20 protein-coding genes and 1 pseudogene are annotated in these 17,447 nt (G+C 75.3%); 11 read left to right on the top strand and 10 right to left on the bottom strand.

From position 1 onward, the window contains the following. Positions 1-115: 115 nt before the first annotated feature. A complete protein-coding gene (locus TK50_RS19680; protein ID WP_043965766.1) occupies positions 116-556 on the bottom strand; it encodes a (deoxy)nucleoside triphosphate pyrophosphohydrolase in 441 nt (146 codons plus the stop codon). A 183-nt stretch (positions 557-739) separates the two neighbouring features. On the opposite strand from TK50_RS19680, the gene TK50_RS19675 reads away from it, so the two are divergent. The 3 genes from TK50_RS19675 to TK50_RS19665 are packed head-to-tail and all read left to right on the top strand — an operon-like array spanning position 740 to position 2,250. Then, positions 740-1,048 carry a 4a-hydroxytetrahydrobiopterin dehydratase gene (locus TK50_RS19675; protein WP_043965764.1) on the top strand — a complete coding sequence of 103 codons (309 nt, stop codon included), beginning with the start codon at positions 740-742 and terminating at the stop codon, positions 1,046-1,048. A 32-nt stretch (positions 1,049-1,080) separates the two neighbouring features. Continuing rightward, complete coding sequence (locus tag TK50_RS19670; RefSeq protein ID WP_052503871.1) at positions 1,081-1,860, top strand: class I SAM-dependent methyltransferase; 780 nt, start codon at positions 1,081-1,083, stop codon at positions 1,858-1,860. A gap of 27 nt (positions 1,861-1,887) precedes the next feature. Beyond that, positions 1,888-2,250: a PH domain-containing protein gene (locus tag TK50_RS19665; protein WP_043965760.1), complete on the top strand. Its 363-nt coding sequence runs from the start codon at positions 1,888-1,890 to the stop codon at positions 2,248-2,250. Here the strand turns inward: TK50_RS19665 and TK50_RS19660 are convergent. After that, the gene (locus tag TK50_RS19660; RefSeq protein ID WP_043965758.1) at positions 2,238-2,618 is read right to left on the bottom strand and encodes a MerR family transcriptional regulator; all 381 of its coding nucleotides are present in this window, start codon (positions 2,616-2,618) and stop codon (positions 2,238-2,240) included. The genes TK50_RS19665 and TK50_RS19660 overlap by 13 nt on opposite strands. A gap of 61 nt (positions 2,619-2,679) precedes the next feature. Here TK50_RS19660 and TK50_RS19655 point away from each other — a divergent pair, with 61 nt between their 5' ends. The 3 genes from TK50_RS19655 (at position 2,680) to TK50_RS19645 (ending at position 4,729) form a co-directional block, all read left to right on the top strand. Next, positions 2,680-3,564: an NAD(P)-dependent oxidoreductase gene (locus tag TK50_RS19655; RefSeq protein ID WP_043965756.1), complete on the top strand. Its 885-nt coding sequence runs from the start codon at positions 2,680-2,682 to the stop codon at positions 3,562-3,564. A gap of 65 nt (positions 3,565-3,629) precedes the next feature. After that, positions 3,630-3,842 (top strand): hypothetical protein, encoded by a 213-nt coding sequence (locus TK50_RS19650; protein ID WP_144420331.1) that lies wholly within the window; start codon positions 3,630-3,632, stop codon positions 3,840-3,842. Between the two features lie 161 nt (positions 3,843-4,003). Beyond that, positions 4,004-4,729 (top strand): SanA/YdcF family protein, encoded by a 726-nt coding sequence (locus tag TK50_RS19645; RefSeq protein ID WP_144420330.1) that lies wholly within the window; start codon positions 4,004-4,006, stop codon positions 4,727-4,729. 10 nt (positions 4,730-4,739) lie between these two features. On the opposite strand, the gene TK50_RS19640 is transcribed toward TK50_RS19645, so the two are convergent. The 7 genes from TK50_RS19640 to TK50_RS19610 all read right to left on the bottom strand — a co-directional run bounded on the left by TK50_RS19640 (position 4,740) and on the right by TK50_RS19610 (position 9,942). Beyond that, positions 4,740-5,633 carry an alpha/beta hydrolase family protein gene (locus TK50_RS19640; protein ID WP_043965752.1) on the bottom strand — a complete coding sequence of 298 codons (894 nt, stop codon included), beginning with the start codon at positions 5,631-5,633 and terminating at the stop codon, positions 4,740-4,742. Positions 5,634-5,754: 121 nt separating this feature from the next. After that, positions 5,755-6,090 (bottom strand): glyoxalase superfamily protein, encoded by a 336-nt coding sequence (locus TK50_RS19635; RefSeq protein WP_043965750.1) that lies wholly within the window; start codon positions 6,088-6,090, stop codon positions 5,755-5,757. A 40-nt stretch (positions 6,091-6,130) separates the two neighbouring features. Next, positions 6,131-6,757: a histidine phosphatase family protein gene (locus TK50_RS19630; RefSeq protein ID WP_043965748.1), complete on the bottom strand. Its 627-nt coding sequence runs from the start codon at positions 6,755-6,757 to the stop codon at positions 6,131-6,133. 53 nt (positions 6,758-6,810) lie between these two features. After that, positions 6,811-7,338 carry a dihydrofolate reductase family protein gene (locus tag TK50_RS19625; protein WP_043965746.1) on the bottom strand — a complete coding sequence of 176 codons (528 nt, stop codon included), beginning with the start codon at positions 7,336-7,338 and terminating at the stop codon, positions 6,811-6,813. Positions 7,339-7,405: 67 nt separating this feature from the next. Continuing rightward, a complete protein-coding gene (ychF, locus tag TK50_RS19620) occupies positions 7,406-8,491 on the bottom strand; it encodes a redox-regulated ATPase YchF (protein WP_043965744.1) in 1,086 nt (361 codons plus the stop codon). A gap of 57 nt (positions 8,492-8,548) precedes the next feature. Next, a complete protein-coding gene (locus TK50_RS19615; RefSeq protein ID WP_043965742.1) occupies positions 8,549-9,313 on the bottom strand; it encodes a Type 1 glutamine amidotransferase-like domain-containing protein in 765 nt (254 codons plus the stop codon). An 89-nt stretch (positions 9,314-9,402) separates the two neighbouring features. Then, entirely contained in the window at positions 9,403-9,942 is a 540-nt protein-coding gene (locus TK50_RS19610; RefSeq protein ID WP_229404668.1) for a MarR family winged helix-turn-helix transcriptional regulator, read from the bottom strand. 44 nt (positions 9,943-9,986) lie between these two features. Between TK50_RS19610 and TK50_RS19605 the strand changes: the two are divergent. After that, positions 9,987-10,805 (top strand): annotated as a pseudogene (locus tag TK50_RS19605) (EamA family transporter); the annotation flags it as partial. Positions 10,806-10,969: 164 nt separating this feature from the next. Here the strand turns inward: TK50_RS19605 and TK50_RS35000 are convergent. Continuing rightward, positions 10,970-11,428 (bottom strand): hypothetical protein, encoded by a 459-nt coding sequence (locus TK50_RS35000; protein WP_229404669.1) that lies wholly within the window; start codon positions 11,426-11,428, stop codon positions 10,970-10,972. A gap of 253 nt (positions 11,429-11,681) precedes the next feature. On the opposite strand from TK50_RS35000, the gene TK50_RS19600 reads away from it, so the two are divergent. From TK50_RS19600 to TK50_RS19585, 4 genes are read left to right on the top strand one after another with little or no spacing between them, the layout of a single operon-like run. Next, entirely contained in the window at positions 11,682-13,106 is a 1,425-nt protein-coding gene (locus tag TK50_RS19600) for an AlkA N-terminal domain-containing protein (RefSeq protein WP_043965738.1), read from the top strand. Then, positions 13,103-13,687, top strand: a complete 585-nt coding sequence (locus TK50_RS19595; protein ID WP_229404670.1) for a methylated-DNA--[protein]-cysteine S-methyltransferase — start codon at positions 13,103-13,105, stop codon at positions 13,685-13,687. The genes TK50_RS19600 and TK50_RS19595 overlap by 4 nt, the downstream gene beginning before the upstream one ends. After that, a complete protein-coding gene (locus TK50_RS19590) occupies positions 13,687-15,546 on the top strand; it encodes an ABC transporter ATP-binding protein (RefSeq protein WP_043965736.1) in 1,860 nt (619 codons plus the stop codon). The genes TK50_RS19595 and TK50_RS19590 overlap by 1 nt, the downstream gene beginning before the upstream one ends. Beyond that, complete coding sequence (locus TK50_RS19585) at positions 15,543-17,429, top strand: ABC transporter ATP-binding protein (RefSeq protein WP_043965734.1); 1,887 nt, start codon at positions 15,543-15,545, stop codon at positions 17,427-17,429. The genes TK50_RS19590 and TK50_RS19585 overlap by 4 nt, the downstream gene beginning before the upstream one ends. Positions 17,430-17,447 lie beyond the last annotated feature (18 nt).

The following is a 17,447-nucleotide window of genomic DNA, read 5'->3' as shown; positions in this document are numbered from 1 at the left end:
CGACGACAGCGACGGCGGGGGTTGGCGGCACAGGCCGCCGGCCCCCGTCGGCGTTTCCGCGGGCTGCTGCGCCTGCGGTCCAGTCAGTGGCTCGGTGGGCGGCTCAGTAGGTGGCTCAGTCGGCGGCGAGCAGGGGGCGCAGGGCGGCGACGATGGGGGCGTCGGCGGGCAGCCAGGTCACGGTGTCCAGCTCGGCCGCGGAGAGCCAGCGCAGCGCCGAGTGCTCCAGGGCCTTCGGCCGGTCGCCGTGCAGCAGGCGGGCCGCGTACACCTTCAGCACCGAACGGCCGTGGGCCATCCGCACGTTGCGGCCGACCCGGTCGCCGATCTCCACGCGTACGGCCAGCTCCTCGGCGCACTCGCGGACCAGGGCGGCGGTCTCGCTCTCGCCCGGCTCGACCTTGCCGCCGGGGAACTCCCACATGCCGGCCACCTCGGGCGGGGCCGACCGGGCGCAGGCGAGCACCCGCCCGTCCGCGATGATCGCCGCGCCGACGACCACCTTCGGATCCCGTCGCTCGGTCTGTCCGCTTTCGTTAGCCCGTTCGGTCCGCACGGGCTCCCAGCGTGCCAGATCAATCGGCGGTTTGGGTACCGTGGCCGTCCGCTAGGCCAGTAGAAGTGGGAAGTGTGGGCGTGGACACACCCTCGGTCGGACGACAGACTGGGGTTACCGACTTAGACACGGGACGGCGACGATTTGGCCACAAGCCGGCAACGACGCCTGGGAGGTGCGGTGATGCGGGTGCTGTTCAGGAGCCGGGCGAAGCACGACTACCTGAGCGACGCACTCACCCTGCTGACCGGGTGGACCCGCGAGGGCGAGCAGATCCGGCGCACGCTGGTGATCGACGACACCCAGCACGCCGCGCTGACCGAACGGGTCAAGGTGGTCGCCGACGCCCTGCACCTGCGCCCCGAGATCAGCCGCCGCGACGACCGGACGCAGATCCGGGTCGGGCACGGCGACGGCGCCCCGCTGAGCGAGGGCGAGGTCCTGCTGGCCGCCCGCATCGAGGACGCGTACCGCACCGTCACCGGCTCCTGATCCGCCCTCCGCGCTGACTCCTGGTCCGGGCCGTGCGCGACGGGGAGTTCCGCGACCCGCAGCTCGTGCCCGTCTACGACGCCGAGTGCCCGTGGGGGCCCGACGACGACTTCTTCCTCTCCCTGGTGACCGGTCCCCTGGCCTCCGATCCGGCGTCGGCCGGCACGCCTCCCGCGCGCGTGCTCGACCTCGGCTGCGGCACCGGCCGCCTCACCGTCGCCCTGGCCGCCGCCGGGCACCCCGTCACCGGCGTCGACCCGGCCGGCCCGGCCCTCGCGGCGGCCCGCCGCCGGCCCGGCGCGGACCTGGTCACCTGGGTCGAGGGCACCTCCGCGTCGCTGCCCCGCGCGGCGTTCGACGTGGCCGTCCTGACCAGCCACGTGGCGCAGGTCTTCGTGACCGACGACGAGTGGGCGCGTACCCTCGCCGACCTGGCGCGGGCGCTCGGGCCCGGCGGCCGGCTGGCGTTCGACTCCCGCGACCCGGCGGCCCGGGCCTGGGAACGCTGGAACGCTGTCGACTCGCGGCGGGTGGTCCGCCTGCCCGACGGCCGCGAGGTGCGGGCCTGGACGGAGGTCACCGCCGTGCACGCCGGGGTCGTCGACTTCACCCACCACTACGCGTTCCCCGGCGGCGACGCGCGGCGCAGCTCGGCGAGGCTGCGCTTCCGGGGCGAGGCGGAGCTGCGCGCGTCCGTGGAGGCCGCCGGCTTCGCCGTCGAGCGGGTGTACGGCGGCTGGGCGCGGCAACCGGTCGGCACGGGCGCCGGGGAGCTGGTCGTGGTGGCCCGCAGGCTCTCGGCCCCGGGCTGACTTGGCACGTCCGCTTACCGTGGGGTCATGGCGAATGCGACATACGACCGCAAGGAGCAGTTCCAGCAGATCCAGAGCGGCCTGCTCACGGGTGAGCAGATCATCGCCGTCTACGACGCCGTCGGCACCGGCACCGGGTTCATCGGCCTCACCGACCGGCGGGTGATCATCCAGGACCGCTCCTTCGTCGGCAAGCGGTACGCGATCACCAGCATCCCGTACTCGAAGATCACCAGCGTGAGCGTGGTGAGCAACAAGTCGTGGGGCGGGGAGTTCTTCTCCACCGGCTCGATCGCCATCCACGTCGGCACGCACACGTACGAGGTCGAGTTCCGGGGCGCGCAGAAGAGCCACCACGTACACAACGTGATCCTGCACTACATCTCCTGACCTCCCGGGCGCTGGCCGGCGGTGCCGGTCGCGATGAGCGCGTCGAGGATGTCCCGGGCTGCGGCCAGGCGCTCGATGGCCGCGGTGATCCGCGTTCGCTCCTCGGCCAGTCCGTCGAGGAGTTCGGGACAGGTGGGGGCGAGCACCGTCGTGTCGTCCGGGACGCAGGGCAGGATTTCGGCGATCACCGCCGTGCCGAGCCCTGCCGAGAGCAACAGCCGGATGTGCCGCACGGTCGACACGGCGGTGTCGCCGTAGTCGCGGTAACCGCTCGACCGGCGCTCGGGCCGCAACAGCCCCTGCTCCTCGTAGTAGCGCAGGGCCCGGGTGCTCACGCCGGTCCGCCGGGCCAGTTCACCGATCCGCATGCCCTACAGCAGACCTTCGGCTTGACCTTCACGTCAACGTCAACCTCTAGCGTCTCCTGACATGACCGATCAACACCTCACGGAACGTCCGCCGGTGGCGGTGCTCGGCCTCGGGCCCATGGGCCGGGCCCTCGCCGCTTCCCTCGTCTCCGCCGGCGTCCCCACCGTCGTCTGGAACCGCACGCCGGAGCGGGCCGCACCCCTCGTCGCGCTGGGCGCGACCGCCGCGCCGACCGTCGCCGACGCCGTCCGCGCGTGCTCGCTCGTGGTCACCTGCCTGATCGACCCGCCGACGGTCCGGTCCGTCCTGGCCCACCACGACGACTGGGCCGGCCGGACGCTCGTCGACGTCACCACGGCCTCGCCGGACGCGGCGCGTGGCCTGGCGCAGTGGGCGGCTGCGCGGGGCATCGACCTGGTCAAGGGGGCCATCCTGACGCCGACCCCGTCGATCGGCACCCAGGCCGCCGGGGTGCTCTACTGCGGATCCCGCCCCGCATTCGATGCCTGCCTGCCCATCCTGGCCGCCTTCGGCGGCACGCCCGCGTACCTCGGCGAGGACCCGGGCGCTGCCGCCGCGTACGACGTGGCGTTGCTCGACCTGTTCGCTACGACGGTCAGCGGCCTGACCCACGCCTTCGCGCTGGCATCGGCCGAGGGCATCGCCCCCCGCTCGTTCGCCGGGTACGCGGCGGGGATCGCCCCCATGATCGGCGAGATGGCCGGCCGCTTCGCCGACCAGCTCACCGACGGCCGGTTCCCCGGCGAACGGTCCACCGTGACCTCGGCCGCCTCGGGCATCGCCCACGTCATCGAGGCCGCCGACCTCCACGGGATCGATACCGGGGCGCTGCGCGCCGCGCAGGCCGTCATCGACCGGGTGATAGCGAACGGTCACGGCGGGGACGGCCTCGCCCGACTGGCCCAGGCACTGACCCCCGCGTGATCTGACGAATGCCTGCCGTCGCCCGCTCGGCGGCCGGGCTCGACCGGGTGGCCTACCGTTGGGATATGACGACGCTGATGGTTCTCTTCGGGGCGACCCTGGCGCTGATCGTGAGCGCGTTCCTGGTGGTCGCCTGGCGGGACCGGCGGCGGCAGTCGTCGCCGGAGGACTCGGCGGCGGCCCGCGAGGCGGCCCGCACCCAGCAGCGCTACGCCGCCGAGCGGCACGGCAGCCAGGGCGACGTATGGCGCAACGGCCAGTCGCAGGCCTCCCCCTGACCCCCGCACCGCCCGCAGGCGGCCAGGCGCGGATCTTGGAAGGAAAAGGCCCCTTGATCCACACCATGTCGGCGACATGGTCCGGTCGGGGGCCGGTTGATACCGCCATGTCGGCGACATGAAGTCGATCAAAGCTGAGTTGATCAGGAATACTCGTACCCATGCGGCGTCGACTGTCCACCATGATCGGCAGGCTGCGAACGGCCGGCGGCACGCGCAGGCGCTGGCGCTGGCTGCGCCGCGCCGCCGTCACGGGCGTCGTCGGGGCGGCGCTGCTGACGGGCGGCACCGTGGCCAGCGTGACGTGGATCCGCGACGGCGCGCAGGGGCACATCTTCGCCGAGGCGGACGTCCCGGAGGCCCCCGTCGCCCTGGTGCTCGGCACGAAGGTGCACCCGGACGGGACGCCGTCGCCGTTCCTCACCGCCCGGCTGGAGATCGCCCGGCGGCTGTTCGTCGCCGGGAAGGTGCGCGCCGTCCTGCTCTCCGGCGACAACATGAACGCGGACTACGACGAGCCGACCGCGATGCGGCGCTGGCTGCTCGACAACGGGGTGCCGGCGGAGAAGATCGTGCTGGACTACGCGGGCTCCGACACGTACGACTCGTGCGCCCGCGCGAAGCGGATCTTCGGGGTGGAGCGGGCCACGGTGGTCACGCAGACCTTCCACCTGCCCCGCGCCGTGGCGGTGTGCCGGCGGCTCGGCGTCGACGCCAGCGGGGTCGGCGACGAGACCGCCCGCGCGTACGCCAGGACGTGGCAGATCAGCTCCACCCGGGAGTACGGGGCCTGCGTGAAGGCCGCCGTCGACCTGCTCTCCGGCCGCGACCCCGCGCACCTCGGCCGCCGCGAGACCGGCGTCGACGACGCCCTGCGCAGCGCTTGAGCCAGACCCGCTAACCGGCGGGCAGCCGGGCGTCCAGCCAGCTCAGCAGGGCGGCCGTGTACTGCGGGCTGATGCTGTCGAGGCTCGTGCCCTCGCCGAGGGTCGGGTAGTGGTCGCAGCCGTCCAGCCGGCAGACGGTGGGCGGATCGGCCGCCCCGGCGGTGGCGCGCCGCCAGGCGGCGACGCTGTCGTCGATGGGGATCCACGCGTCGGTCGCACCGTAGAACAGCAGCACGGGGCAGCTCACCCGGGCGAACACCGGGACCGGGTCGAAGTCCATGTCGCGCCAGGTGCCCGGCTGGTCGGGCAGCGCGCGCGGCAGGTGGACCAGCGGAAACCAGGGGCGGGCGGCGGCGCGGTCCACGGCCGCCTGCGCGGTCGCGCGGTCGAGGTCGCCCCGCAGGTACGCCTCCGTCGCGGCCCGCACCCGACCCAGCTCGGCCAGGTCGGCGTCGCCGTACCCGTTGCGGCGCAGCTGCTCGGCGGTGCCGTAGCGCATCTGCACGGCGGGGCTGACCCCGCTGCCGGAGACGAGCACGAGGAAGGCGACCAGGTCGGGCCGGAGCCCGGCGGCCAGCGGGGCGGCCCAGGCGCCCTGGCTCAGCCCCCACAGCCCGACCGGCACGTCGCCGACGTGGCGGCGCAGCACGTCGACCGCCGCGATCGCGTCGGCGGCCTGGTCGGCCAGGGGCACGTCGTGGCCGTCGACGCGGGGCCGGCGGTCGAAGCGCAGCACCGCGACCCCCGCGCCAGGCAGCAGCCGGGCCAGGTGTTCGTAGCAGAAGTGCGACCGGTGCCCCGCCTCGGCCGCGTGCAGCACGACCAGCCCGCCCCGCACCGGGCCGGTCGGCAGGCTCAGCGTGGCCGGCAACCGCGTGCCGGCGACGTCGACGCTCAACTCCACACGCGACACCCCATCACGCCGGCCCGTCCCGCGCTGCCCCGCCCCGGCACCCCGGCGTTTCCCGACCCTGGACGGTTGTCGTCGGCTGGTGACGACAACCGTCCAAGGAATGTGGGCCGGATCAGGCGGGGACGGTGCCGACCCGGATGCGGTTGCCGTCGGGGTCGGTGAGCTGGAACTCGCGGCCCCAGTCCCGCTCGGCGACCTCGACGCCGCCGCAGGCCGCCGCGACCGCGTCGACGTCGTCGACGTACAGGTAGAGCGAGGTGCCCGGCCGGGCGTCCCCCGCGTGCTCCGACAGGTGCACCTCGATGCCGCCCCGCGCGATGCTCACGTATCTCGGCAGCTCCGGCGCGAACCGGTGCTCCCACTGCTTGCGGAAGCCGAGCCGGGCATACCAGCCGGCGGTGGCCTCCGCGTCCGCGACCCGCAATACGGGTGCCAGTCGTTCCGTCATCCGCACAGTGTGCACGCAGGGACCGACAGCCGACGGGGACTCAGGAGACGTCGCTGAAGCGCCGCAGGGTCCAGCGGGGCGGCGGCCAGCCGGTGGGATCACCGTCGGTGGTCCACTCGGTGATCGAGGCCGGCGCCACCTCCATGTCGAACGCCCGGAACAGCGGCTGGGCGGCGAGCGCGTGGAAGGACGCCTCGACCGTCTCGGTGTGCCCGACCAGCACGGCCGTGCCGCCCCAGTGCCGGTGCGCGATGTCCATGATCGCGCGGCTGACACGGACGACGAGCTCGGCCCAGCTCTCGTTGCCCTCCTCGAACGGCCGGAACACCCCGCCGCCCTCCACGGCGTGCTCGGTCTGGAACTGGGCGGTGGGCAGCCCGTCGGCGTACGGCGGGGTGTGCCAGGCGCAGAGCCCGCAGTCGGGCACCGGGCTGACGCCCAGCGCCTCGGCGATGGGCCACGCGGTCTCGACGGTCCGGCGCAGCACCGACGAGTAGACCGCCACCGGACCGGCGACGGCGAGTTCGTCGCGCAGTCGGTCAGCCAGCCGGCGCGCCTGCTGGTGGCCAGAGTCGGTCAGTCCCCGGCAGCCACCGGGGCCGCCCACGACATCCTCGACCTTGTGCACCGACTCGCCGTGCCGGACGAAGAGGAGCCGAGTTCGCATCAGGACATCATGTCCTGCGCCGGGGCACCCTGTCGATCAAGCAGCGGCAACGTTCAGCGCACGACGCGGTACCAGTGGGCCGTCTCGCCGGGGATCGGCGTCAGTCGAACGGCAGGCCCGCCCGGGTCGTCGAAGATGCGCACCCCCGCGCCGAGCAGCACCGGAGCGAAGAAGATCAGGACCTCGTCGAGCAGCCCGGCGCGGACGCACTGCCGGGCGACGTCCGCGCCGAGGACGTTGACGTACCTGTCGCCGGCGGCCTCCCTGGCCTGCGCCACGGCGCTGGGCAGGTCGCCGACGAACGTGATCCCCGGGGGCGGCTCGGCCGGCGGCCGGTGGGTGAGGACGAACACCGGGCCGTGGTACTGCCCGCCGAACGCGCCCTCCTTGTCGGTGCCCCGGTTGGGGTCGCCGCCGCCGAAGGTGCCGTTGCCCGCGAGGATCGCGCCGACCCCGGCCAGCAGGCGCTCCGCCGTCGGGTTCTCGCCGGTCAGGTGCTCGGTCAGCCAGGACATGTCGCCGCCGGGGCCGGCGATGTAGCCGTCGAGCGACGCCGTCGCCGAGTACAGCAGCTTGGCCATGGTGCTCCGTTCGTCGGTGTCACCCGGGTGGACCGTCGCCGGCCGGCGAACCCGTCGGCAGGCCGCCTCAGACGTTGAAGCGGAACTCCACGACGTCGCCGTCCTGCATGACGTACTCCTTGCCCTCGATGCGGACCTTGCCCGCCGCCTTCGCCGCCGCCATCGAGCCGGCCGCGACCAGGTCGTCGTAGGAGACCACCTCGGCCTTGATGAACCCGCGCTGGAAGTCGGAGTGGATGACCCCCGCGGCCTCCGGGGCGGTCGCGCCGACCGGGACCGTCCAGGCCCGCGCCTCCTTGGGCCCGGCCGTGAGGTACGTCTGGAGCCCGAGCGTGCGGAAGCCGACCCGGACGAGCTGGTCGAGCCCCGGCTCGGACTGCCCGATGGACTCCAGCAGCTCGCGGGCCTCCTCCTCGGGCAGGTCCACCAGCTCGGACTCGATCTTGGCGTCCATGAAGACCGCCTCGGCCGGCGCGACCAGGGCGCGCAGCTCGTCGAGGAACTCGGCGTTGGCCAGCTCGGCCTCGTCGACGTTGAAGACGTAGAGGAACGGCTTGGTGGTGAGCAGGTGCAGCTCGCGCAGGTGCTCCAGGTCGATCTTCGCGGCGGCGGCGCCGGCGTACAGGGTGGTGCCGCCGTCGAGGACCTCGACGGCCTGCTTCGCGGCGGTCACGGCGGCGGCCCGGTCCTTGCGGAGCTTGGCCTCCTTCTCCAGCCGGGGCAGCGCCTTCTCCAGGGTCTGGAGGTCGGCCAGGATCAGCTCGGTGTTGATCGTCTCGATGTCGTCGGCCGGGGAGACCTTGCCGTCGACGTGCACCACGTTCGGGTCGGAGAAGGCCCGCACCACCTGGCAGATCGCCGACGCGTCCCGGATGTTCGCCAGGAACGCGTTGCCCCGGCCCTGCCCCTTCGACGCGCCCCGGACCAGGCCGGCGATGTCGACGAACGACACCGGCGCGGGCAGGACCTTCTGCGAGGAGAAGATCTCGGCCAGCTTGGTCAACCGCTCGTCCGGCAGCCCGACGACGCCGACGTTGGGCTCGATGGTGGCGAACGGGTAGTTCGCCGCGAGCACGTCGTTCTTGGTCAGCGCGTTGAACAGGGTGCTCTTGCCGACGTTGGGCAGGCCGACGATCCCGATGGTGAGGCTCACGGCCGGCCAGTCTACGCGGCCGACCCCCGCCGCCTCCCGTCAGCTCGCCTCACCGGGTCACCGGCCGCCTCCGGTCGGCTCACCTCGGTCGGCCAGCAGCCGCGGCTCGATCCGGGTCTCCCGGACCTCTCCGTCGGCGGCGCGCGCGACCTCGTACGCGGCGACGCCCGGCCGGTCGGCGACCGCCTCGACCAGGCGGGTGCCCCGGTAGACGAGCCCGACGCCGTCGTCGGTGCAGTGGCTCGTCGGCAGCGTGCCGTCGGCGACCAGCGCGTGCATCAGGGGTCGCCGCTGCTCCTCGCTGTCGTAGTGCACCCCGTTGCCGTACGGCAGCCAGCCCAGGCCGTCGGTGAAGCCGCGCAGCCGGGGGCCGAAGCTGTCGGTGGCACCGCCGAGGTGCCAGCAGATCGAGCCGGCGGAGACCCCGGCCAGCACCACCCCAGCCTGCCAGCACTCGTGCAGGATCTCGTCGAGGCCGTGCACGCGCCACACCGCGCACAGGTTGGCGACGCTGCCGCCGCCGACCCAGAGCACGTCCTGGGCGAGCAGGTGCGCCCGGACGTCGTCGACGTTCGGCATCGGGAACAGCGCCAGGTGCGACGCGCGGAACCGGGTGCCGGCGAACGCCGCGTGGACGGCGGCGATCGAGGAGTCCCGGTCGCCGACGGCCTGGCCGAGGTAGCACAGCCGGGGTGCGGGACCGGCCTCGGCCAGCTCGGCGGCCAGCTCGAAGACCGGCCCGGGGCGCAGGTCGTAGGGCCCGCGTCGGCGGCTGAGGAAGCCCATGCTGGTGGCGACGATGGTGGGTTCGCTGGCGGGCACGGCGGGTCCTCTCCTCGGCGGGCCGTCGCGACGCGGCGTCGGGCGCGCTACGCGGCCTCAGGGCGGGGTGGGGTCAGGGGCGGGTGGGGTCAGGGGCGGGTGCGGGGGCGACGGTTGGTGGCGTCCGGGGCGGCAGCGGGGGCGGCAGCGGCGAGCAGGTCGCGCAGCAGCTCCGCGAGCCGCTCCTGGTCCCCCTGCGGCAGGGCGTCGAGCAGCCGCCGCTGGGTGGCCAGCCCGGCGTCGGCGGCCTCCTCGGCCACCTGCCGGCCGGTGTCGGTGAGGGTCACCTGGAGACCCCGCCGGTCGGCCGGGTCGGGGGCGCGGCGGACGAGGCCGGCGCGCTCCAGGCGGTCGAGGCGGCCGGTCATCCCGCCCGAGGTGAGCATGAGCCCGGCGGCCAGGGCCTTGGGGGCGAGCGTGTACGGGGCACCGGCCCGGCGCAGGGCGGCCAGCACGTCGAACTCGCCCCGGCTGATGCCCCAGGCCGCGTACACCCGCTCCTGCTCGTCGCCGACCAGCCGGGCCAGGCGGAAGATCCGGCCGAAGACGGCCATCGGCTCGGGCCGCATTCCGGCGCGCTCGCGCCGCCACTGGTCGACGATGGCGTCGACGTCGTCCCGCTCGGTCACCCCGGCATTGTGCCCCACCTCGCACTGGCGCTGTTAACTCGGAGATGATTAGCTTAGCTTCAAGCTACTTAGCGACTAATGATTGGTCTCCCATGCCCCGCCGCACCGCCGACCTGCTGGCCACCGCCGCCGCGCCCGCCGCCTGGGGCACCACCTACCTGGTCACCTCCGAGCTGCTGCCGCCCGACCGGCCGCTCTGGTCGGCGGTGGTGCGGGCCCTCCCGGCCGGCCTGCTGCTGCTCGCCGTGACCCGACGCCGCCCCCACGGCGCGTGGTGGTGGCGGGCCGCCGCGCTCGGCGCGCTCAACATCGGCGCGTTCTTTCCGCTGCTCTTCTACGCCGCGTACCGGCTGCCCGGCGGCACCGCCGCCGTGCTCGGCGCGGCGCAGCCGCTGCTGGTCGCCGCGCTGGCCGTGGGCGCCCTCGGCGAGCGCCCCCGGCCGCCGGCCCTGCTCGCCGCGCTCGCCGCGCCGCTGGGCGTGACGCTGGTCGTGCTCCGCCCCGACGCCGGCACCGACCCGCTGGGCGTGGCCGCCGGGCTCACCGGCACCGCCGCGATGGCGGCCGGGCTGGTGCTGACCCGCCGCTGGGGCCGCCCGCCCGGCGTCGGCACCCTCGCGGCGACGAGCTGGCAGCTCACCGCCGGGGGCCTGCTGATCGCGCCGCTCGCGGTCGCGGTCGAGGGACCGCCGCCGCCCGTCGACGGCCCGGCCCTGCTCGGGTACGCCTGGCTCGGGCTGGTCGGCACCGCCGCCGCGTACGCCCTGTGGTTCCGCGGCGCGGCGCGGCTGCCCCTGACCCAGGTCTCCGTGCTCGGCGCGCTGAGCCCGCTGACCGCCGCCGCGCTCGGCTGGCTGGCGCTGGGCCAGGCGTTGAGCGCGACGCAGCTCGCGGGCTTCGCCCTGGCGATCGCCGCGACCGTCGTCGGTCAACTCCCGGCGCTGCCCGGCACCCGGCCCGGACGACGCGCCGCCGGCCGCCGGCGTCCCCCGACGACGCTCTCCGCAGGCGCGTCGCCGCCCGCCGGCTATCGGAACTCGCGGCTGCCGGCACCGGAGAGCACGTCGGTGGCGAACTCCCGGCGGACCGTCGGCGGCAGCTCCCCGGCCGCCGCGCCCGGCAGCGTGAACCGGTGCGCGGCGGACGGGCCGGCCGCCTCCGACTCCCCGAGCATCCAGCGCACCTCGTCGACCGTCCAGCCCAGCCCGGTGCGACCGGCGATCTCCCGCACCAGGCGCAGCCCCACCCGGGTGTCGTCGTCGTAGAAGCGCATGCACCAGTGGTGCGCCCACATGCCGAGCGCACGCAGGCCGGCGGCGTCGAGCGAGGCGACGAGCCGGCCGCAGGCCGTGTCCGGGAACGCCCGCCCCGGGTCACCCGCCCGGTCCCGCTCGATCGCCCCGTACGCCGCCGGGGCGACCGCCCGCATCCGGTCGTAGAAGCCCTGGACCACCGTGCGGTCGAGCCGCGCCCGCCCCGACCGCATCAGCGGACCCCTCGCCCGGCCACGCTCGCCATCGCCGCACCCCTTCTTGAGTTGGTGGCGGGACGGTACCGGCCACGACCGACACTTTCCCGCCCGGTTTCGCCCGCCCCGGGGCGCGCGGGCGGGCTGACCTGGAGCGCCGTTGTCAACAGGGGCCCTTCCTCCACCGAAGGCGTCAACAAGGTGCCCCTCCTTGCAACCAGGTCCGATTTCCGCGAGCCGGGCGCGGGGAGGGCGGGGCAGTATCGGGGGCGTGGAGTTGGACTTCGAGCGTTGCTACCGGGCCGTCGACAGCCGTGACCAGCGGTTCGACGGCTGGTTCTACACGGGCGTGACGTCGACCGGGATCTACTGCCGGCCGTCCTGCCCGGCGACGACGCCGAAGCGACGCAACGTCCGGTTCTTCCCGTCGGCCGCCGCCGCCCAGTCGGCCGGGCTGCGGGCCTGCCGCCGGTGCCGCCCCGACGCCGCCCCGGGCTCGCCCGAGTGGGACGTCCGGGCGGACGTGGTGGGCCGGGCCATGCGGCTCATCGCCGACGGGGTGGTCGACCGGGACGGGGTGCCCGGGCTGGCCACCCGGCTCGGCTACACCGAGCGGCACCTGCACCGGATGCTCCGCGCCGAGCTGGGGGCCGGGCCCCTGGCGCTCGCCCGGGCGCAGCGCGCCCAGACCGCCCGCATCCTGATCGAGACCACGGGCCTGGGCATGGCCGAGATCGCGTTCGCGGCCGGGTTCGGCAGCGTCCGGCAGTTCAACGACACGGTGCGGGAGGTCTACGCCGCCGCGCCGTCGCAGTTGCGGGTCGCCCGGGGTGGCCGGCCGACGCCGGGCGGGGCGGGCACGATCACGCTGCGGCTGGCGTACCGGCCGCCGCTGCACGCGGCGGCGCTGCTGGACTTCCTGGCGCTGCGGGCGCTGCCCGGCGTGGAGGAGGTGCGCGACGGGACGTACCACCGGGGGTTGCGGCTGCCGCACGGCGCGGCGGAGGTGGCGCTGACCCCGGCGGACGGGCACGTCTCGGCGACGCTGCGGCTGGCCGACCTGCGCGACCTGGCCCCGGCGGTGGCCCGCTGCCGCCGGCTGTTCGACCTCGACGCCGACCCGGCGGCCGTCGACGGCACCCTCGCCGCCGATCCCGCGCTGGCCCCGGCGGTGGCGGCGGAACCGGGCGTACGCCTGCCCCGCGCCGTCGACGGCCTGGAGATGCTCGTCCGCGCCGTCGCCACCCAGCAGGTCTCCCTGGCCTCGGCCCGCACCACCCTCACCCGGCTGCTGCCCCCCGCCGCCACCGACGGCGGGCTGCGGGGTTTTCCCGGCGCGGAGGAGCTGCTGGCGCTGCCGGACGAGGCGTTCCGGATGCCGGCGGCGCGGCGGGAGACGATCCGGGCCGCCGCGCGGGCCGCCGCCGACGGCTCGCTCGACCTCGACCCGGGCGGGGACCGGGAGGAGGCCGCGCGGCGGCTCCTGGCGCTCCCCGGGATCGGCGCCTGGACGGCCGGCTACGTGGCCATGCGCGCCCTCGGCGACCCGGACGTCGGCCTCACCACCGACCTGGCCGTCCGGCGCGGCGCCGCCGCGCTCGGCCTGCCCCACGACCCATCGACCCTCGACGCGTACGCCGGGCGCTGGCGCCCCTGGCGCTCGTACGCGGTGATCCGACTCTGGAGAGCAGCATGACCACCACCCTCGACGGCGCGGTCGTCGACACCCCCGCCGGCCCGCTGAGCATCGTGACCGGCCCCGACGGGGCGGTCCGGGCGGCCGGGTTCACCGCCGAACCGGAGTCGCTGCTGCCGCTCGTGCACCCCGGGTTGCGCGGCCCGGTGCGGCGGCGCGCCGACCTCGGGCCGGTGACCGCCGCCGTCGCCGCGTACCTCGACGGCGAGCTGACCGCCATCGACGCGGTGCCCGTGCAGCAGCACACCGGCGGGGCGTTCCAGGCGCACGCGTGGCGGGTGCTGCGCGAGGTCGGGCCCGGCCGCCCGGTCACCTACACGGCGTACGCCGGGCTGGCCGGGCGGCCGGCGGCGGTGCGCGCCGCGGCGGCGGCCTGCGCCCGCAACGCCGCCGCCCTGTTCGTCCCGTGCCACCGGGTGCTGCGCACCGACGGGAGCCTCGGCGGCTACCGCTGGGGGCTGGACGTGAAGCGCTGGCTGCTCGCCCACGAGGCCCGGACGGCGGCGGAAACCGTTGCGGACAAAGAGGACTGCCGAAAGTTGACAGCATCAATCATCCACTCAGGCGCTACCGTCGGTTAGTGCCTGCGGAGAGCGACGGCGTCCCGACCCACCGTGGCGACGCCGCTCGCCCGCTGCGCAACCTGTGGCGGCTGCGCCACTACCTCCGCCCGCACGCCGTCGCGTTCTGCTGGCTGCTCGTGGCGGCGCTGGCGGCCACCGGGGCGAGCCTGGCCGTGCCGCTGGTGGTGCAGCGGGTGGTCGACGGCCCGGTCGCCCGGCACGACCCGGGCGGCCTGGTCCGGCTCGGCGGGCTGGCCCTGCTCCTCGGCCTGGCCGAGGCCCTGCTGATCTTCATCCGCCGGTGGGCCCAGACCTCGTCCTCGGTGGGCATGGAGGCGACGATCCGGGCCGACATCTACGCCCACCTGCAGCGGCTGCCGGCCGGCTTCCACGACCGGTGGCAGACCGGGCAACTGCTGTCGCGGGTCACCAGCGACCTGTCGGTGATCCGCCGGTTCCTCTCCTTCGGGCTGCTGTTCCTGGTGCTCAACCTGGTCACGTACGTCGCCGTGGTGGTGCTGCTGGTCCGGCTGCACCCGACGCTGGGGCTGCTGGTGGCGGCCAGCGCCGTGCCGCTGTTCCTGATCAGCCGCCGGTTCGGCCGGTATTACCACGCGGCGTCGCGGCGGATGCAGGACCAGCAGGGCGACGTGGCCACCCTCGTCGAGGAGACCGCGCAGGGCCTGCGCACGATGAAGGCGTACGGTCGGGGGCCGGAACTGGCCGCCCGGTTCGCCGACGGCGCGCGGGCGCTGCACGACACCGGCGTGGCCAAGAGCCGCCTGCTGGCCCGCACCTCCGCGCTGTTCGACCTGGTGCCCAACCTGACCCTCGGCGTGGTGCTGGTCGCCGGGGCGGTCGCCGCGGCCCGGGGCGCGCTGACCATCGGCGAGCTGGTCGCGTTCGTCAGCCTGCAGCTGATGCTGATCTGGCCGGTGCAGTCGCTGGGCTGGATCATCGCCAACGGTCAGGAGGCGGCGACGGCCGCCGACCGCATCCAGGAGGTGCTGGACACCGAGCCGGCGATCGTGGACGCCCCGCACGCCGTCGGCCTGGCCCGGGCGGGCGTCCGGGGCCGGCTGGCGTTCGAGGGCGTGTCGTTCCGCTACCCCGGCACGCCCGCGCCGGTGCTGCGCGGCATCGACCTGACCGTGGAGCCGGGCGAGACGCTGGCCCTGGTGGGCGCCACCGGGGTCGGCAAGAGCACCCTGCTCTCGCTGGTGCCCCGGCTGCACGACGTGTCCGCCGGCCGGATCACCCTCGACGGCCACGACGTGCGGGACCTGCAGCTGGCCTCGCTGCGCCGGCTGGTCGGGGTGGCCTTCGAGGAGCCGACGCTGTTCTCCATGTCGGTCTGGGAGAACCTCACCCTGGGCCGCCCCGACGCCGACGCCGACGAGGTCCGCGCGGCGCTGGCGCTGGCCCAGGCGGACTTCGCGTACGAGCTGCCGTGGGGGCTGGCCACCCGGGTCGGCGAGCAGGGGCTCACCCTCTCCGGCGGGCAGCGGCAGCGGCTGGCGCTGGCCCGGGCCGTCCTCGGCCGGCCGGCGGTGCTGGTGCTGGACGACCCGCTGTCCGCCCTCGACGTGCACACCGAGGCGCTGGTCGAGGCGGCGCTGCGGCGGGTGCTGCGGGACACCACCGCCCTGCTCGTGGTGCACCGGCCGTCGACCGTCGCGCTGGCCGACCGGGTGGCGCTGCTGGAGCGGGGGCGGATCACGGCGGTCGGCACCCACTCGCGGCTGCTGGCCACGGTGCCGGCGTACCGGGCGGTCCTCTCCGCCGACCCCCCTTCGACCGATCCGCCCCCGGCCGAGGCCCGCCCCGCCGGCAGGCTCCCGGCCGGGCCGGACGGCCGTGGGCTGGTGCGCTCGTGACCACGACCGCCGACGACGCCGAGCGGCACGGTGCGGCGACGCACCTGGACCTCCAGCGGTGGCGGGGGCGGGCCACCGACCCGGAGGCCGACCGGAGCCGGGCCGAGGAGGCCACCCCCGAGGCCATCGCGCGGCTGCGGGTGCGCAGCCGGGCGCTGCTGCGCGACCTGCTGCGCCCGCACCGGGGCCGGCTGGGGCTGGCCGTGGGGCTGCTGCTGGCCCAGAACGCCGCCGCCATGTCCGGGCCGTACCTGGTGATGCTCGGCATCGACCGCGCCATCGGGCCGCTGCGGGCCGGGGACAGCGGGCCCCTGGTCGCGATCGCCGGCGCGTTCGCCGCCGCCACGGTCGTCGAGTACGCGGCCCGGCGCGGCTTCCTCACCCTCTCCGCCCGGATCGGCCAGGCCGTCCTGCTGGAGCTGCGCCAGCGCGTGTACGGCCACTTCCTGCGGCTGTCCGTCGGCTTCCACGAGCGCTACACGTCCGGCCGGATGATCTCCCGGCTCACCAGCGACCTGGACTCCATCGCCGAGCTGCTCGACGGGGGCGTCGACAGCCTGGTCCTCGCCGGGCTGTCGATCCTGTCGGTGGCCGGCATCCTGCTCTGGCTGGACCTGCCGCTGGCGGCGGTGACGCTGCTGGCGTTCCCGTTCCTGTTCTGGCTGTCCCGCTGGTTCGCCCGCGCCTCGGCCGGCGCGTACCGGCGGACGAGGGAGGCCGTGTCGCTGGTCATCGTCCACTTCGTCGAGTCGCTGCGCGGCATCCGGGCGGTGCAGGCGTACCGGCGGGAGCCACGCAACCAGCGGATCTTCGCGGCCGTCAACGACGACTACCGGCAGGCCAGCCTGCACGCGTTCCGGCTGATCGCCACGTACTCCCCGGGGATCAAGGTGATCGGGAACGTGACCGTGGCGGTGGTGCTCGGCTACGGCGGGGCCCGGGTGCTCGGCGGCGCGATGGAGGTGGGGGTGCTCGCCGCGTTCCTGCTCTACCTGCGCCGCTTCTTCGAGCCGATGCAGGAGCTGAGCCAGTTCTACAACTCGCTCCAGTCGGCGACGGCGGCGCTGGAGAAGCTCGCCGGGGTGCTCGACGAGCGGCCGGGGGTCGCCGAGCCGGCGCGCCCGGCGCCGCTGCCCGGCGGCGACGCGCGCGGCGCGGTGGAGTTCCGGTCGGTCTCCTTCGGCTACCGGGCCGGCGCCCCGATCCTGTCGGGGCTGGACCTGACCGTGCCGGCCGGGCAGACCGTCGCGCTGGTCGGGGCCACCGGGGCGGGCAAGTCCACCATCGCGAAGCTGCTGGCCCGGTTCCACGACCCGGACGCCGGCACGGTCGCCCTGGACGGGGTCGACCTGCGGGACCTGGCCGACGCCGAGCTGCGCCGGGCGGTGGTGCTGGTGACCCAGGAGAACCACCTGTTCAGCGGCTCGGTGGCGGAGAACATCCGGTTCGGGCGGCCGGGCGCGGACGACGCGGCGGTGCAGGCGGCGGCCCGCGCCATCGGCGCGCACGACTTCATCGCCGCCCTCCCCGACGGGTACGCCACCGAGGTGCGCCGCCGGGGCGGCCGGCTCTCCGCCGGGCAGCGGCAGCTCGTGGCGTTCGCCCGCGCGTTCCTCGCCGACCCCCGCGTGCTGATCCTCGACGAGGCGACGTCCTCGCTCGACGTGCCCACGGAACGGCTGGTGCAGCGGGCGCTCGCCACCGTGCTGCGGGACCGCACGGCGCTGGTGATCGCGCACCGGCTCTCCACCGTCGAGACGGCCGACCGGGTGCTCGTCCTCGACGGGGGCCGGGTCGTGGAGGACGGCCCACCGGAGCGGCTGACCGCCACCGGCGGCCGGTACGCGGCGCTGCGCCGACAGTGGCGCGACTCCCTGGTCTGACTGTGGGCACGGCGACCC

Origin of the sequence: Micromonospora haikouensis (assembly GCF_000876225.1) — a bacterium.
Classification (GTDB): domain Bacteria; phylum Actinomycetota; class Actinomycetes; order Mycobacteriales; family Micromonosporaceae; genus Micromonospora; species Micromonospora haikouensis.
Note: the sequence above shows the minus strand (reverse complement) of the source record. Positions and strands in the feature narration are given on the sequence as shown.

What these genes read in the sequence shown, in the direction of transcription:
- TK50_RS19630 (WP_043965748.1), bottom strand. Translation starts at nt 6,757, where the DNA reads ATGCGAACTCGGCTCCTCTTCGTCCGGCACGGCGAGTCGGTGCACAAG.
- TK50_RS19650 (WP_144420331.1), top strand. Translation starts at nt 3,630, where the DNA reads ATGACGACGCTGATGGTTCTCTTCGGGGCGACCCTGGCGCTGATCGTG.
- TK50_RS19655 (WP_043965756.1), top strand. Translation starts at nt 2,680, where the DNA reads ATGACCGATCAACACCTCACGGAACGTCCGCCGGTGGCGGTGCTCGGC.
- TK50_RS19595 (WP_229404670.1), top strand. Translation starts at nt 13,103, where the DNA reads ATGACCACCACCCTCGACGGCGCGGTCGTCGACACCCCCGCCGGCCCG.
- TK50_RS19675 (WP_043965764.1), top strand. Translation starts at nt 740, where the DNA reads ATGCGGGTGCTGTTCAGGAGCCGGGCGAAGCACGACTACCTGAGCGAC.
- TK50_RS19625 (WP_043965746.1), bottom strand. Translation starts at nt 7,338, where the DNA reads ATGGCCAAGCTGCTGTACTCGGCGACGGCGTCGCTCGACGGCTACATC.
- TK50_RS19635 (WP_043965750.1), bottom strand. Translation starts at nt 6,090, where the DNA reads ATGACGGAACGACTGGCACCCGTATTGCGGGTCGCGGACGCGGAGGCC.
- TK50_RS35000 (WP_229404669.1), bottom strand. Translation starts at nt 11,428, where the DNA reads ATGCGGTCGGGGCGGGCGCGGCTCGACCGCACGGTGGTCCAGGGCTTC.
- TK50_RS19645 (WP_144420330.1), top strand. Translation starts at nt 4,004, where the DNA reads ATGCGGCGTCGACTGTCCACCATGATCGGCAGGCTGCGAACGGCCGGC.
- TK50_RS19665 (WP_043965760.1), top strand. Translation starts at nt 1,888, where the DNA reads ATGGCGAATGCGACATACGACCGCAAGGAGCAGTTCCAGCAGATCCAG.
- TK50_RS19660 (WP_043965758.1), bottom strand. Translation starts at nt 2,618, where the DNA reads ATGCGGATCGGTGAACTGGCCCGGCGGACCGGCGTGAGCACCCGGGCC.